The 14,085-nt window shown below is 41.2% G+C and carries 13 protein-coding genes and 1 pseudogene; 8 read left to right on the top strand and 6 right to left on the bottom strand.

Annotation, left to right across the window (positions count from 1 at the left end):
• The 3 genes and pseudogenes from NF859_RS00350 to glmM form a co-directional block, all read left to right on the top strand.
• Positions 1-145, top strand: a pseudogene (locus NF859_RS00350) (glycerol-3-phosphate ABC transporter ATP-binding protein); the annotation flags it as partial.
• A gap of 36 nt (positions 146-181) precedes the next feature.
• Positions 182-598 carry a UPF0146 family protein gene (locus NF859_RS00345; RefSeq protein ID WP_252742510.1) on the top strand — a complete coding sequence of 139 codons (417 nt, stop codon included), beginning with the start codon at positions 182-184 and terminating at the stop codon, positions 596-598.
• 30 nt (positions 599-628) lie between these two features.
• A complete protein-coding gene (gene glmM, locus NF859_RS00340) occupies positions 629-1,999 on the top strand; it encodes a phosphoglucosamine mutase (protein ID WP_252742509.1) in 1,371 nt (456 codons plus the stop codon).
• Here the strand turns inward: glmM and NF859_RS00335 are convergent.
• Positions 1,967-2,782, bottom strand: a complete 816-nt coding sequence (locus NF859_RS00335) for an MBL fold metallo-hydrolase (RefSeq protein ID WP_087036691.1) — start codon at positions 2,780-2,782, stop codon at positions 1,967-1,969. The genes glmM and NF859_RS00335 overlap by 33 nt on opposite strands.
• Positions 2,783-2,980: 198 nt before the next feature.
• Here NF859_RS00335 and NF859_RS00330 point away from each other — a divergent pair, with 198 nt between their 5' ends.
• From NF859_RS00330 to NF859_RS00315, 4 genes are all read left to right on the top strand, one after another.
• Positions 2,981-4,864: an OPT family oligopeptide transporter gene (locus NF859_RS00330; protein ID WP_252742513.1), complete on the top strand. Its 1,884-nt coding sequence runs from the start codon at positions 2,981-2,983 to the stop codon at positions 4,862-4,864.
• 79 nt (positions 4,865-4,943) lie between these two features.
• A complete protein-coding gene (locus NF859_RS00325; protein WP_435371992.1) occupies positions 4,944-6,206 on the top strand; it encodes a M20 family metallo-hydrolase in 1,263 nt (420 codons plus the stop codon).
• Positions 6,207-6,291: 85 nt separating this feature from the next.
• Positions 6,292-7,569 (top strand): serpin family protein, encoded by a 1,278-nt coding sequence (locus NF859_RS00320; RefSeq protein ID WP_252742508.1) that lies wholly within the window; start codon positions 6,292-6,294, stop codon positions 7,567-7,569.
• A 30-nt stretch (positions 7,570-7,599) separates the two neighbouring features.
• Entirely contained in the window at positions 7,600-8,346 is a 747-nt protein-coding gene (locus NF859_RS00315; RefSeq protein ID WP_252742507.1) for an RlmF-related methyltransferase, read from the top strand.
• Between the two features lie 109 nt (positions 8,347-8,455).
• Here the strand turns inward: NF859_RS00315 and NF859_RS00310 are convergent, their stop codons facing one another.
• Positions 8,456-9,646 carry a class I SAM-dependent rRNA methyltransferase gene (locus NF859_RS00310; protein ID WP_004070171.1) on the bottom strand — a complete coding sequence of 397 codons (1,191 nt, stop codon included), beginning with the start codon at positions 9,644-9,646 and terminating at the stop codon, positions 8,456-8,458.
• A gap of 74 nt (positions 9,647-9,720) precedes the next feature.
• Here NF859_RS00310 and NF859_RS00305 point away from each other — a divergent pair, with 74 nt between their 5' ends.
• A complete protein-coding gene (locus NF859_RS00305) occupies positions 9,721-10,035 on the top strand; it encodes a DUF5748 family protein (protein WP_004070173.1) in 315 nt (104 codons plus the stop codon).
• Positions 10,036-10,056: 21 nt separating this feature from the next.
• Here NF859_RS00305 and NF859_RS00300 read toward each other — a convergent pair whose 3' ends face one another.
• The 4 genes from NF859_RS00300 to NF859_RS00285 form a co-directional block, all read right to left on the bottom strand.
• A complete protein-coding gene (locus tag NF859_RS00300; RefSeq protein ID WP_252742506.1) occupies positions 10,057-11,208 on the bottom strand; it encodes a tripartite tricarboxylate transporter permease in 1,152 nt (383 codons plus the stop codon).
• Complete coding sequence (locus NF859_RS00295; RefSeq protein WP_252742505.1) at positions 11,187-12,389, bottom strand: single stranded DNA-binding domain-containing protein; 1,203 nt, start codon at positions 12,387-12,389, stop codon at positions 11,187-11,189. Before NF859_RS00295 ends, NF859_RS00300 begins: the two co-directional genes overlap by 22 nt.
• 62 nt (positions 12,390-12,451) lie before the next feature.
• Positions 12,452-13,237: an RAD55 family ATPase gene (locus NF859_RS00290; RefSeq protein WP_252742504.1), complete on the bottom strand. Its 786-nt coding sequence runs from the start codon at positions 13,235-13,237 to the stop codon at positions 12,452-12,454.
• A 14-nt stretch (positions 13,238-13,251) separates the two neighbouring features.
• Positions 13,252-14,001 (bottom strand): ATPase domain-containing protein, encoded by a 750-nt coding sequence (locus NF859_RS00285; RefSeq protein WP_252742503.1) that lies wholly within the window; start codon positions 13,999-14,001, stop codon positions 13,252-13,254.
• Positions 14,002-14,085 lie beyond the last annotated feature (84 nt).

The following is a 14,085-nucleotide window of genomic DNA, read 5'->3' as shown; positions in this document are numbered from 1 at the left end:
TGTGCATTTGCGTGTTGGTGGTGTGACTTTTGTCGGCTCCTTCAGGTCGGAGTCTAGGGTTAGGGAGGGTGTGGAGGTTGATGTTGTGTTTGATATGAAGAAGATTCACATCTTCGACAAAACCACAGGAAAAGCAATATTTTGAAAAAACTTTTTAACTTCTCTTTTTCTTGTATTTTTCATGAGCTTTGAGAAACTTGCCATGTTTCTAGTTGAAAAACACCCAAAGGGAAAATTCGTTGAAATAGGGGTTGGCTTCAACTTTAAAGTAGCCCTAAAGTTAAAAGACCTTGGGAAAGAGGTTTTAGTTGTAGATTGGAATCCAGAAGCAGTTAAAAAGGCTAAAGAACTTGGCTTGGAAGCTTATGTCGATGATGTCTTTTCACCAAATTTGGAAATATACAGAGGTGCTGTTGCTATATATTCCGTTCGTCCAACTCCAGAGATTGTTAAACCAATTTTAAAACTGGCTCAATTACTCAAAATTCCGGTGTATATCTTACCATTTTCTCTAGATTCCATGCCTAGAATTTTGAAGCTTGAGAATTATAAGGGATTGCCTATTTACACTTGGAGACCCTATGAAAAAGATATATAAGCTAACCCCTAAGATTTGTGTGGTGATACAATGAGACTGTTTGGGACTGCGGGAATTAGGGGGCCTATTAATTCAAAAGTTACTCCAGAGCTCGCTTTAAATGTTGGGAAGGCTCTTGGTACTTATATTGATCATGGCACGGTTGTTGTAGGAAGAGATGCAAGAACTTCAAGTGTAATGCTCGAAAGTGCAGTTGTAAGTGGCTTGCTGAGTAGTGGTGTGGATGTTGTTAGGATTGGGCTTGTTCCAACTCCAATGCTTGCATGGGCTACAAATAAGCTCGGAAATGCTGGTGTGATGATAACGGCCTCTCACAATCCACCCAGTGATAATGGCATCAAGGTGTTCAATGAGAGAGGAATAGAATTCTTTTTGGAGCAAGAGGAGGAACTGGAAAAAATAATTTTCTCCAAAAGCTACAAAGTTGCTCCGTGGGATAAAATTGGGGATGTAAAAGACTTAGACCTAAGAGAGCAGTATATTAATGAAATATTGGATTATGTAAATCACGAGACCAAGTTGAAAATTCTCTTGGATATGGGAAATGGTGCTGGTAGTTTAATAACTCCCTATTTATTGAGAAAGATGGGAGCAAAAGTTGTGACGTTGAATTCTCACCCAGATGGATACTTTCCGGGTAGAAAATCTGAGCCTAGGTATGAAAATATAGCATATTTAAGTAACCTTGTAAGGGAACTGGGATTTGATCTTGCGATTGCTCAAGATGGGGACGCCGATAGAATTGCAGTATTTGATGAAAAAGGCAATTATGTAGAGGAAGACACTTTGATAGCACTTTTTGCGAGGCTTTATGCCAGAGAACATAAAGGAGGAAACGTTGTAGTTTCAATAAATACTTCCTTCAGAATCGATAAGGTTGTCGAAGAAGAGGGTGGAAAAATATACAGAGTCCCATTGGGGCAGCTTCATGATGGAATAAAGAAATACAATGCGATCTTTGCCTCAGAACCATGGAAGTTCATCCATCCAAAGTTTGGACTGTGGATTGACAGCTTTGTCACAATTGGGCTGTTGGTAAAAATAATAGATCAAGAAGGGAAACCGCTCTCGGAGATAGTTAAGGACATTCCAAAATACTACATAGTTAAAAAGAACGTGAAGTGCCCAGAGGAGATAAAATATCAAGTTGTTGAGAAGGCAAAAGAGCAATTGCAAGAGTACTTGAAAGACCAAATTGAAGAAGTCATAACAATTTCTGGTATAAGGTTAAACCTCAAGGATGGTTCTTGGGTATTGGTAAGGCCAAGTGGAACTGAACCAAAAATAAGGGTCGTTGTGGAAGGAATCACAGAAAAAAGAAGGGAAGAGCTGTTCAGTTTGGCATACAACTTGGTTACTAGATTAGTCTCAGAGTTCTCTAGCAGGTCTAAGAGTTCTTAATTTTATATCTGTTTTTTCCATTTTGACCTTGAATCCCTCTTTTGCGACCAAAGTCTTTACTCCTGTAACGTTTTCTATGAACTTGGCCTCTTTATATGGGTTTGCAAAATGCATTTTCATGCCTATATGACTCATTATGAGCATTTCTGGTTTTTGTTTCATATCTTTCAGCATGTAGATTACATCTTCAGTGCAGAGATGATAGGGAATCTTCATATTTGTTGGTCTTGTTACCGAGGCTATCAATAGCCTAACACCATCATATATTTTTTTCAGCTCTTCAAAATACTCCGTGTCTGGAATGTACCCTATTTTCCCAAGACGTGTTTTTAATATAAATCCTATTGCAGTGGGATCTGAATGTACAGTGGGAGTTATTGTCATTTCATCTTCTCCAAGCTGGATTCTCTCCCCTGGATTAGGGATATGAACTTCTTCTAGTGAATCTAGATGATATTTAGATACTGCGGGAGTGTGATTCTCGTCTCCATAAACTACGCTCTTTGAGGCTATAAGTGTGCCCCGTTTTTTTGTAACCCCGACTGTCATCCCCTCCACCATAATTTCGGCATCGTTACAGTGGTCTGTATGTCGATGAGAAACAAAAAGTACGTCTATCTTCCTTGGATCTATCTTGTACCTCCATGCTCTAACCAACGCTCCAGGTCCTGGGTCTATGTATATCCTTTTACTCGAATTTATAAAGAACCCGCCGGTAGGTCGGAACTGTGTTATTGTGATGAATCTTCCGCCACCACTTCCCAAAAAGATTATCTCTACCAATTTCCCTCCCTCCGCTTTTTAGCGATATTAATAGTAGGAGTAAATGTGTATATAAGCTCTATGGATAATCCCGATAGAAATTTGATGAACAAATTTTCATACACTGAACATTAATGAACTGAAAACTCCATCTATACTATTTTTGAGACAATATTGTAACTAAATTTAACATTAATTTTATTTCATAGAACCGAAAGTATTTTTAAGCCATATGTCCCACCGGAAAAGTCTTTGCCTGAATATACTGTTAAAGCGTTTATTTTAGGTGTGGTGCTCTCAATAATAATGGGTGCTGCAAACGCATACCTTGGTATGTATGCCGGTATGACAGTTAGTGCCAGCATTCCGGCTGCGGTCATATCTATGGCTATATTGATGGCATTTAAAGACAAAAACATTCTCGAAAACAATATGGTTCAAACAGCGGCATCTGCAGGTGAGTCATTAGCAGCAGGTGTTATATTCACATTCCCGGCTTTGGTGGTTTTAGGTACTTACACAGAGTTTCCATACTGGCTGGTAACTATCATAGCGGCATTGGGTGGTTCACTGGGTGCCCTTTTCACAATAGTGATAAGAAGGGCTTTCATTGTTGAAGAGAGGCTCCCATACCCAGAGGGTACAGCATGTGCTGAGGTTCTTATTGCTGGTGATAAAGGTGGTTCTCACGCAAAACCTATATTTGTGGGTGGCATCTTTGGTGGTCTCTACAAGCTCTTGGGGAGCTCAGGTCTTTGGGCAGGTACAATTGAGACAGCCAAGATGGTTGGTTCAAGGGTACTTTACTTAGGGAGTGACCTTTCAGCGGCTCTACTTAGCGTTGGTTATATTGTTGGTCTTAACATAGCCTTTCTCGTGTTCCTCGGTGGTGCAATCGCGTGGTTTATAGCAATACCAATCTACGTTGCCAAAACAGGCAATCCGGATGGACTCAGCGCTCTAGACCTTGCGTGGATTACCTGGAGTACAAAAATAAGGTACATGGGAGTTGGAGCAATGGTTGTCGGTGGTCTCTGGAGCCTTGTAAAGCTTAGAGGCCCAATTTCAAGAGGTATAAAAGCTGGACTTGAGGCTACCAAGAGGAAGCAAAGTGGTGAAATAATCCTAAGAACTGAAGAGGACATGCCAATGACCACAGTATTGATGCTTATTGCAGCCTTTGTTGTTCCATTGTTCCTATTATATGCTCACATAATCAACTCCATTGGTATAGCAGCAGTTATGGCAGTAATAATGCTTATCGTGGGCTTCTTTGGAAGTTCAATTGCTGGTTACTTGGCTGGTGTTGTTGGTTCATCAAACAATCCAGTGTCGGGTATTACAATCATGAGCTTGCTTTTCACAGCATTGGTTCTTAAAGGCCTTGGACTTAGTGGAATAGAGGGCATGACAGCAACGATATTAGTAGCGGCTGTTATCTGTACAGCGGCGGCTATTGCGGGAGACACAATGCAAGATTTGGCAACGGGACACATTGTTGGAGCCACTCCAAAGAGGCAGCAGGTCTTTGAGGTAATAGGAACTTTTGCAGCGGCCTTAGTAATGGCTCCTGTATTGAACCTACTCATAAAAGCCTACGGTATTGCCGGAACACCAACGGCTAAGGAGAATGCATTGGCTGCCCCACAGGCATTTCTTATGGCAAAAGTTACAGAGGGTGTATTTACTGGAACACTGGAATGGAACATGGTCTTTATCGGTGCAGGAATTGCCATAGCCCTAATAATCCTTGACGAAATTTTGGCCATGAGGAATTCCAAGTTTAGAACACCGGTAATGCCTGTGGCAGTAGGTATCTACCTCCCGTTGAGCTTGGGCGTTCCTATCTTCATTGGAGGTCTCCTTAGATGGCTTGTAGGAAAGGCAAGGGGGGCAAAGGCTGAGGAAAAGCCAACAGATGCCGGGGTACTTGGAGCGGCTGGACTGATAGCTGGAGAGGCCTTGATGGGCATAGTCTTTGCTGGCCTGATAGTTGCAAACAAAGCACCATCAATAGGCTTCAGCAGTAACTTCCTTGGAGTAGCTTTCCTTGCACTTATAGCAGTGTGGCTCTACCTCACAGGAAAGAAAGAAGTTGAATGACCTTCTTTCTTTTTTAACTTATTGTTTTTGAACCAAAATTACTTTAAGGAGAGACTAAAAATCAAAAATGGTGATGCAAATGGATGTGGAGGTTATTTTTAAGGAGATTGAATCTCTAAGAGAAAATATGGTTGATACTTTGGTTGAGTTAATTAAAGTCCCGGCGGTTAGTCCTGATAGTGGTGGTGAGGGGGAGTATGATAAGGCTCAAAAACTCTTGGAGATAATCAAGGACTGGCCTTTTGATAAGGTCGAGGTTTACAATGCTCCGGATGAGAGGGCCAAAAATGGGGTAAGGCCAAACATTCTGGCATACTACTATGGTGAACAAGGCGAGAAAAGCCCAAGGCTCTGGATTTTAACTCATTTAGACGTTGTTCCCCCAGGGGATTTGAGCAAGTGGACTGTGACGAAGCCTTTCGAGCCAGTTGTAAAGGATGGGAAGGTTTACGGCAGGGGCAGTGAGGATAATGGTCAAAGCTTGGTTGCCTCGCTTTATGCCGTTAGAGCCTTAATGAACCTTGGGATAAGGCCCAAGAGGACTGTAATTCTCGCCTTTGTGAGCGATGAGGAAACTGGGAGTAAGTATGGTTTGGAATGGCTGATGAAAGAACACCCAGAACTATTTAGAAAAAACGACCTAGTACTAGTTCCAGATGGTGGGAATGAAGAAGGAACATTTATAGAGATTGCAGAGAAGAGCATTCTTTGGATGAAAATCAAGGTTAAAGGAAAGCAAGTCCACGCGAGCATGCCGGGATTGGGGTTGAATGCCCACAGAGTTGCTATTGATTATGCAAAAGCCCTTGATGACCTTCTCCATGAGAAGTACAATGCAAGGGATGAACTCTTTGATCCTCCAGAAAGCACTTTCGAACCAACTATGGGGGAAAATCCAAGCGATGCTCCCAACATAGCTCCAGGTGAGCATGAAGTTGTCTTCGATTGCAGGGTGTTGCCCCAATATAACTTGGATGACATCCTAAACGATGCTCAAGAGCTTGCTGAGAAAGTTAGAGAGAAATACAAGAAGGAGATTAATGGTGAAGTTCTGCCGAAGATTGAGATAGAGGTGTTGCAGAGGCTAGATGCCCCAGCTCCGACTCCAAAGGACAGCGAGATTGTTAAGCTCTTGCAAAAGGCCATAAAGGAGTTTAGAGGAAAGGAGCCCAAAATCGGGGGAATCGGAGGAGGAACTTTTGCAGCATACTTCAGAAGGCTTGGAATTCCGGCGGTTGTATGGGCCACACTTGACGAGACCGCCCATCAACCAAACGAATATGCAAAAATAGACAACATGGTGGAAGACGCAAAGATCATGGCGGCTCTGGCGCTTCTCTGATGTTCTTTTTCCATTTAACTTTAACCGCAGTTGAAACTATCGAGACGTATTTATACTCCTAGTCCGTAGTAATTTTGGTGATTGCATGAGGCGCATGGTTCTGCCGATCATTGTTCTCCTCGTCCTCATTAGTGGATGTCTAGGCGATGTTAGATATCCCCATTCCACAAGCAGTCCAGTGGTATCACATTCAACGGAGCCACACTTCACCCCACCGATGACGAAATACGACGTTCTGAAGGAGGGGCAGGAAGACCCGATAGTGGAGGCGGTCAACTCTTTCGCCTTCGACCTCTATAAAGAGCTGGCAAAAGACGAAGGCAACCTTTTCTTCTCGCCCTTCAGCATCGAGACGGCATTGGCAATGGCATATGAAGGAGCGAGCGGCAAGACTGCAGAGGAGATGGAGAGAGTCCTCTATCTTCCGGAGGACAACGATACAAGGTGGGTTGGCTTCAGGTATCTCATACTTTCCCTGAAAAGTCCCGAAGGCTCATCCTTCATCCTCAGGAGCGCCAACGCCCTCTGGGTTCAGAGGGACCACCCAATAAGTGAAAAGTACCTCTGGGTTGTAGGGGAGTTCTACCTTGGGGAGGCTAGGGAGGTCGACTTCCAGGGTGACCCGCAGGGGGCTGCAAAGGAGATAAACGCATGGGTGGAGAACCAGACGAGTGGCAGGATTAGGAACATCGTATCAGACTTAAGCCCCATGAGGAGGCTCGTGATAACGAACGCGATTTATTTCAAGGCAAACTGGTCCAGCAGGTTTGAGGCAAGCAACACGAGAAATGAAACCTTTCACGCGCCCAACGAGACCGTCATCGTCCCTATGATGCACCAGACTGGAAGATTTCCCTACTTCGAAAACGACGACCTTCAGGCCCTCGAACTTCCCTACGAGGGCGAAAGACTGAGCATGCTGATAATTCTGCCTAGGAAGGGGAAGTTTGAAAAGGTGGAAGGCAACCTGAGCGTTCAATTCGTAGAGAACATACTGGAAAACATGCATGAGGAAAAGGTAAAAGTTGCACTGCCGAAGTTCAGGTTCGAGGCTTCGTATAAGCTCAGAGACGTTCTCATGGACATGGGAATGAAGAGTGCCTTCCTGGTACCGGACTTTGAGGGAATCTCTAATGATGGAAACCTGGCGATAAGCGAAGTCATCCACAAGAGCTTCATAAGCGTCGCTGAGAACGGAACGGAGGCGGCCGCGGCGACCGCCGTTACACTAACGTTGGCGGCTCCATCGGGGGTTGAGAAACCCAAAGTCTTCAAGGCTGACCACCCGTTCATCTTCCTTATTTACGACAGGGAAAGTGATACAATACTCTTTATGGGAAGACTCGCAAACCCAAAGGGGTGAGCTTTTAAATACTTTTTCCAACTTTCTTCCATGCCTTCATGGAAAGATAGGAGACTCGGACTGCCGGTTAGGGAAGCAATTAAAATCTTCCCTGAGCTTGAAAGATACCTTGATAAAAAGGGCAGATTAGATTTATCAAACAGGAGGGCGAGAATATTATATAACAAAGCGATTGCAAAGGCAGTTTTTGGCATTGAAGTTGAATATCACCCCAGAGGGCTTATCACAACGCCGATTTCTCGTTTCATCTTCCTAAAGACTTTCCTAAGGGGTGGAGAAAAAGTTCTGGAGGTAGGAACTGGACATTCTGCCTTAATGGCGATCATGGCAGACAAACTCTTTAACTGCGAGGTATGGGCAACTGAAGTAGATGATGAGTTTTTTGAGTACGCTAGGAGAAATATCGAGCAAAATAAATCCAAAGTAAAACTGATAAAGAGCAACGGGGAAATTATTGAGGGTTTGATATCAAAAGGAGAAAAATTTGATGTGATATTCTCTGCACCTCCATATTACGAAAAACCCACAAAAGGTGTTCTTACGGAGAGGGAGGGTGTTGGTGGGGGTAAATATGGAGAGGCTTTTTCTATAAAAATTCTTAAAGAAGGATGGCAATATTTAGAGGAAAACGGGAAGGTTGCGCTTTTTCTCCCTGATAAACAGAGTTTGTTGAGAAGTATAATTTTAGAAGGAGAGCGCATTGGTTATTTTGTTCAGGATATACGATTTAAAGTGGGGACTAGATATAGACACTCGCTGATATTCTTTAAACGATAAGCTTATATTGAAGGATTTTAGAATTCATACGGCAGATGAAGAGAAAGCACCTCCACTGAGATGCTCAATGAAGATACGCCCACGGTCTGATGCCAAAAATAAAAAGATTTCATTTCATCTCTTCCACGTATAGGAACAAACACTTTAGATATTCAGTATCTTTTGAAGCCATTAGTATTGGGTGATCTGGTGCCTGAGTTCTGTAGGGTTCAATGAGCTTTAAGAACTTCCCTGCTTTTGCCGCAGCTGCTATTATCATATCCTTAAACATCTGCATATCAACATGCTGGGAGCATGAAGCTGTGACTAATATACCTCCGTCTTTAACGAGCTTTAATCCTTGATAATTTACGTTGAAGTATGCTCTGAGACCTCTTTTGAGATCTTTCTCATGCTGAACAAACGCAGGAGGGTCTAGAACTACAATGTCGAATTTTTCTCCTTTTTTCTGTAGTTTTTCCATAACTCCAAATGCTGATCCAACAATAAACTCCATTTTATCTTCAACACCGTTAAGCTTGGCGTTTTCTTTTGCTTGTTCTATTGCTGATGGAGACTTATCAACTGCAATAACCTTCTCCGCCCCTGCAACTGCAGCATGAATTGCAAAACCTCCTGTGTATGTGAACACATCAAGCACCTTCTCTCCGCCTTTGATGTACTTTTCTAGGGCAATCCTATTCTCCCTTTGATCCAAAAAGAATCCGGTTTTTTGGCCCCTCATATCCACGATGAACTTAGCTTTTCCTTCCTCGATAATCGTGCGGTATTTTTCTTTTCCAAGCAAGACTCGCTCTATCTCCGGTAAGCCTTCTCTTCTTCTTGACCTTCCGGTATTTTTCTCAAAAACCGTTTCGATTTCGGGTTCTACTTCAAGGATCGCTTCTGCAACATCAAGCTTAAACCGCTCCATTCCAGCGCTTGAAATCTGGAGAGATGCTATATCGTTAAATCTATCCACAATCAAACCTGGCAGATAGTCCGCTTCTCCGTAAACCATTCTATATGCCTTGTCGTACCCTAAAACCTTTTTTCTGTATTCGTTTGCCTTTCTTATGCGCTCCTTGAACAATTCTTTGTTTATCTCTACATCTCTATCCTTTGTAATTAGTCGAACCATTATATTTGAGTTTGGATTGACAAATCCTTTTCCTAAGAATTTCCCTCCTCGAGAATAAACCTCCACTATGTCTCCCGGTTTAATCTCGCCTTCTGTTCTTATCACACCTTTTTTAAAAACAATCATTGCTCCCTTTTCAATTGCTCTGTAGGCTTGAGCATCAACATACACTTTACTCATTTTTCTCACCCTTCCAAAGTTAAGGCGATAGGTATTTAACCATTGACCCCTATATATTCTATTGGGTGAGTTCTATGAACTTAGAAGTAATAAAAGAGTTTCTGGATGCAATTGGGGCAGACTATACAGAAGTGGATGGAGAAATACATTTAGCTCCAGAGGTTTTTTATGAAGTTTGGAAGTATATAGGGCAACCCGACATTAAAACGTATGTGATAGAAGACGAAGTTGTTGAGCCGGGTTCATACGATCCTCCAGAGATGAAATACACTGATGTTAGGAGGATTAAAATCAAGAAAGCATATTTCGAGACACTTGAAGGAGTTAAGGTTGTTACTGATTACAATGAATTCCAGAAGATATTAAAGGAGAAGAAGGAAGAGCTTTAGTTCTTTTAACTTTTTTCTAGTTTAACTTACCATTATCTTAAGCATTAAAACGCCCATACAGATCGTCCGCTTTATTTTAAAAATAGTGGCACTGAGGCCTATTATTGTGGCTGTTAAAAGGACCATTAATCCAAGTAGCCCGTCGAAGTAAAGAGATGCGGCTATTATAAAAAGTAGCACTCCTGAATTTAGTGTTGTATAGTTGATTTTTGATATTGCCCTTCCAATTATCTTTGAGAGCCTTACACCGTAGAGATTGGCAATATTGCTGGTTATTACAGTTACAAGCAGCAGAATTAGTAGCTCTTCAGAGCTTAGAGGGTAGTAAGTATCTTTAATTAAAACTAAGATACCGTTTCTGGTTTTTCCAGTTGCGTAAAAATTTATGAGACTGAAAATGAAATTTGATGTGTTGACTGAGAATGCTATTGTTAAAAATGTACGTTCATCTTTTGAGAGAAAACTCCCTAAGAGCGCAGCTTGAGAGGATGTGAAGGTTGGTAAAAGCGAAGCTAACATTCCAAAAAATGTTCCAATAAATGAGAATTTTAAAAACTTCTTTTTTGGCATCTGAATTTTTGAGTCCTCTATCTCAATCTTTTGGCTATTATTCAGGGAAAATAATATTGCAGGAACTCCAAATAGTCCAACAAAAACATGAAAATATGGCTCTCTAAGAGAAAGCCTATCAACAACAAGCCCAAAGATTCCAGAAAGGATAAAAATTAGAAGGGCATATATCCGTTTCACACCTTTTTCGGTGATTATGAGAAAGAAGGCTAGTAGAAACACAGCAACCTTCCCAAGAAAAGTTGTGTAATGTTTTGCCAATAAAACGTAGGGAAATGCTAGAAGAACAGAGAATATTGCAGCTAAAAGACTCGCTTTTAAAGATATGTTTATAACTTCAAGACCTCGCCCTTGAAGAGCAAGTTTGTGGGCTGGAAGAACACTTATTGCTGTTTCTTCTTCTGGAATGCCAAAGAATGTTGATGGAAATGCATCCAAGAACGTGTGCGTTAACCCCATTGAATAAAGGAGTACCACATACGAAAAGTCTCCTGAAGAAGTCAGAAAACTTCCAACAATAGAAGCTAGGGTGTTAACATGCAAAGCCGGTGTAATGCCTGTTATTGTACCAAATAAAATACCTAACATGACCCACCTAAGCATACGTCATCCCTTGAGGGTATTTCAAAAGCAGGTGCTCCCCGATATGTAGTATAGAAACCAAAAGCTGTAAGTGTTTCATTGACTTCAGGATGGACTCCTAGAGATTTAGGTAACTTAACTAGTATCCAGCAGTTTTCGTTGGTAACGTTAGCGAGCCCAAATCCGTTTTTATATCTTTTTATCCATGCCACTTTTCCCTGTATTTTTAGTGGAATGCCAGAGATTGGATTACAAATTGAATTTGGGAGCTCTTCTCTCGGAATTTTGATCATACATCTGATACAATATAAGGAATTTTTCCTTCTTATGCTGTAGAACTCTATGATGTCCCCAAAGTCAGCCGAGAATCCATACAGTTTCAGTTCTGTACAGTTTAGGCCTAAGGCAATACCATCTTTTGTGACCTGGCACACTCCATGTGCTATCTCCCCAATTGTCTCTTTTCCAACAGGCACAGTCTTTGCCTTTCCAATGACTTTTACATCGCTGGGAGAATTGACATAGATAGTGAGTGTGGAGTAAAGCCTTGCAATTCCCGTTATCTCAACTTCATCGCCAAGTTCTAGCTTGGTTTTGTAGGGTAGGTATGCATTAATTTCCTCACTTCCGTTCCATATTGTTGTCGGAGTTATATTTCGAATTACAACTCCTCTAATTCTAAAGGGCATTCCATTTACGGGCATTTTCAAAAGCCCCTTAGGGATGTAATCAACAACATGGAACCTATCTCCATAGAAAAGCCCATAAACCTTGACCTTTTCTCCTTTGGTGACATTTAAGCACTTGCTTAGTTTGATTCTCTGAGGTGTTAAAATATAACACGAGGAATCTTTCCAGAATGCTCCTTCAAGTGACTCTAAGTTCAAGGCATTATGAGGAACCTCATGTATTTCTAAAGCTTCTACAGTGCGTTTTGATTCATCAAGGAGTTTACCTATAACTTTGTAACTTTTGTCCATTTTCAGAGTCTTGTATAGGATGATCGTGTCGTTTCTATTGTATAGGACACTAAAGTCCTTTTGCGAGTAAACACAAATGCCTGTAAAGTTTATTAGGTTGCCTTTCTCTGCTTTTTCTAATGATACTGGACTGCTAGCCTCTGCTCCTATTAGGTAAAGTAACAAAATAGAGAGAATAGAGGTTGCTATTAAAACTATCTCAAGTTTTGTTATTTTAATCATGATTGATAGTAATGAGGATAGGGTTAAAAAATTTTATGGATGAGGGGGTATTCAAATAGTGCCTACAAATTTTGGTTCTGCAGTACAATTCCTTTCTCTGTTATCTCATAAGGAATCCAAGAAAGCACATGACGTGTTCTTCTCATTCCGTAGACTCTTAAATACCTTCTCAAAGTCTTTCCTTCCTCAAATAACTTCATCTCTATAATTCCATCCACTATTGCCTTAATTATTGTTTCAACGTGGGGCTCCTCTACTCCTGAGTTCATTTCTAGTATCCACACTTGCTTGTTTTTATGGGCGAATGCTTTTAAATCCTCCAAGAACTTATATATTTGCTTCTCTTCGGTTTCAAAGAACATAGGGGTTAAAGACGAAACTGCTCCAATTACTGGAGGATTATCAACATGGGGATTGTTTAGAATTATCTTGGTGGTTAAATCTTTTATAACGTCTATTACTTGGGAAGTATCCCTAATATCTGGTATTACCTCCTCCGTAAATGAGAATTTTGGCCCACCCCGTAGTCTTTGGGTGTACGCATCGAGGATATAGAGCTTGTCATTTAAATATCCCATTAATCCCCATCCAAAATCTAGTGCATTGCTTATGAATTCATATCTGGAAACATCAACGAGAAGCCCTATAACATTCGCCCCAGAGATAAGCTGATTATACATAAACTGGGTTATAAAAGTAGTTTTACCTGATTTTGGATCTCCAATTAACAAAACAACACTGCCTTTTGGTATTCCCCCCATCAATAAGGAGTCGATTATACCTGTGGGAACTCGTTCTACCCTTTCTTCTATTTCTCCTTGGGGTGAAAAACCTAACTCTAGATTCAATGTAGCCCCTCCTTTCAATAGATTTCACCACTGGGATATACAACAACTCCACGATTGGTTATCTCAAAAGGATACTTTCTCATAGAATGCCTGGTTCCCCTCATTTTTCTGATTAGAAGATAACGTTTAAGCTCTATATTTTTCTCTTGAAGATCGAGAATAACAACACCTTTTGCAATATATTCCTCTATTCCATACCTGCTTATTCTTCCAGCTTTTGGATCTGGTGCCTCTGTAGTGAGGAGCGTTGTGACGCCCATCTCGAGAAGAATTGTGTTTAACTTTAGGAGAACTCCCCTAATGTCTCTCTCGTCCTGAAGTCTAAAGGCTATAGAGGGGATAGAATCGATAGCAAGTCTCTTCGCGTTTATTGCCTTAACGACCCGATATATGTATCTCAAAAAGTTATCTACGTTAATCCTATCTTCCAAAACAAATCTCTCTTCGGAAGGTATTCCAGAAATTGCACTAACACCATCTACAATTGCTATTAATCCTTCCTTTTCGTATTTTTTGAAGTCCCATCCAAACTGTGCCATTTCTCTCCTGATATCCTTTGCTCTCTCTTCCAAGGTTACTAAAACTCCCGGCTCTCCATATTCTTCTGCGCCTTTGTATATATATTGAGCTACAAAAGTAGTTTTTCCGGTTCCGGTGCTACCTGTGATAAGGACAGTTGATTCTTCGGAGAATCCCCCTCCAATTAAATCATCAAATCCTGGGATTCCGCTTTTTACCCTTCTCCTGGAAAAATCGTCTATCATAGTGAATCACCCTTATTAGCATACTTCACACTCTTTATTCGTCTATTAAATTTACTACCCTTTAAAATATAAGGTTTTTGGATA

It is taken from the genome of Thermococcus alcaliphilus (assembly GCF_024054535.1).
Taxonomy (GTDB): Archaea; Methanobacteriota_B; Thermococci; order Thermococcales; family Thermococcaceae; genus Thermococcus_A; species Thermococcus_A alcaliphilus.
The sequence above is the reverse complement of the archived record's forward strand: the minus strand, read 5'-3'. Positions and strand labels throughout refer to the sequence as shown.

Coding starts and splice junctions, on each gene's coding strand:
- NF859_RS00300 (WP_252742506.1), bottom strand. CDS start 11,208: ATGCTTAGGTGGGTCATGTTAGGTATTTTATTTGGTACAATAACAGGC.
- NF859_RS00285 (WP_252742503.1), bottom strand. CDS start 14,001: ATGATAGACGATTTTTCCAGGAGAAGGGTAAAAAGCGGAATCCCAGGA.
- NF859_RS00345 (WP_252742510.1), top strand. CDS start 182: ATGAGCTTTGAGAAACTTGCCATGTTTCTAGTTGAAAAACACCCAAAG.
- NF859_RS00305 (WP_004070173.1), top strand. CDS start 9,721: ATGAACTTAGAAGTAATAAAAGAGTTTCTGGATGCAATTGGGGCAGAC.
- NF859_RS00320 (WP_252742508.1), top strand. CDS start 6,292: ATGAGGCGCATGGTTCTGCCGATCATTGTTCTCCTCGTCCTCATTAGT.
- glmM (WP_252742509.1), top strand. CDS start 629: ATGAGACTGTTTGGGACTGCGGGAATTAGGGGGCCTATTAATTCAAAA.
- NF859_RS00315 (WP_252742507.1), top strand. CDS start 7,600: ATGCCTTCATGGAAAGATAGGAGACTCGGACTGCCGGTTAGGGAAGCA.
- NF859_RS00325 (WP_435371992.1), top strand. CDS start 4,944: ATGGATGTGGAGGTTATTTTTAAGGAGATTGAATCTCTAAGAGAAAAT.
- NF859_RS00295 (WP_252742505.1), bottom strand. CDS start 12,389: ATGATTAAAATAACAAAACTTGAGATAGTTTTAATAGCAACCTCTATT.
- NF859_RS00310 (WP_004070171.1), bottom strand. CDS start 9,646: ATGAGTAAAGTGTATGTTGATGCTCAAGCCTACAGAGCAATTGAAAAG.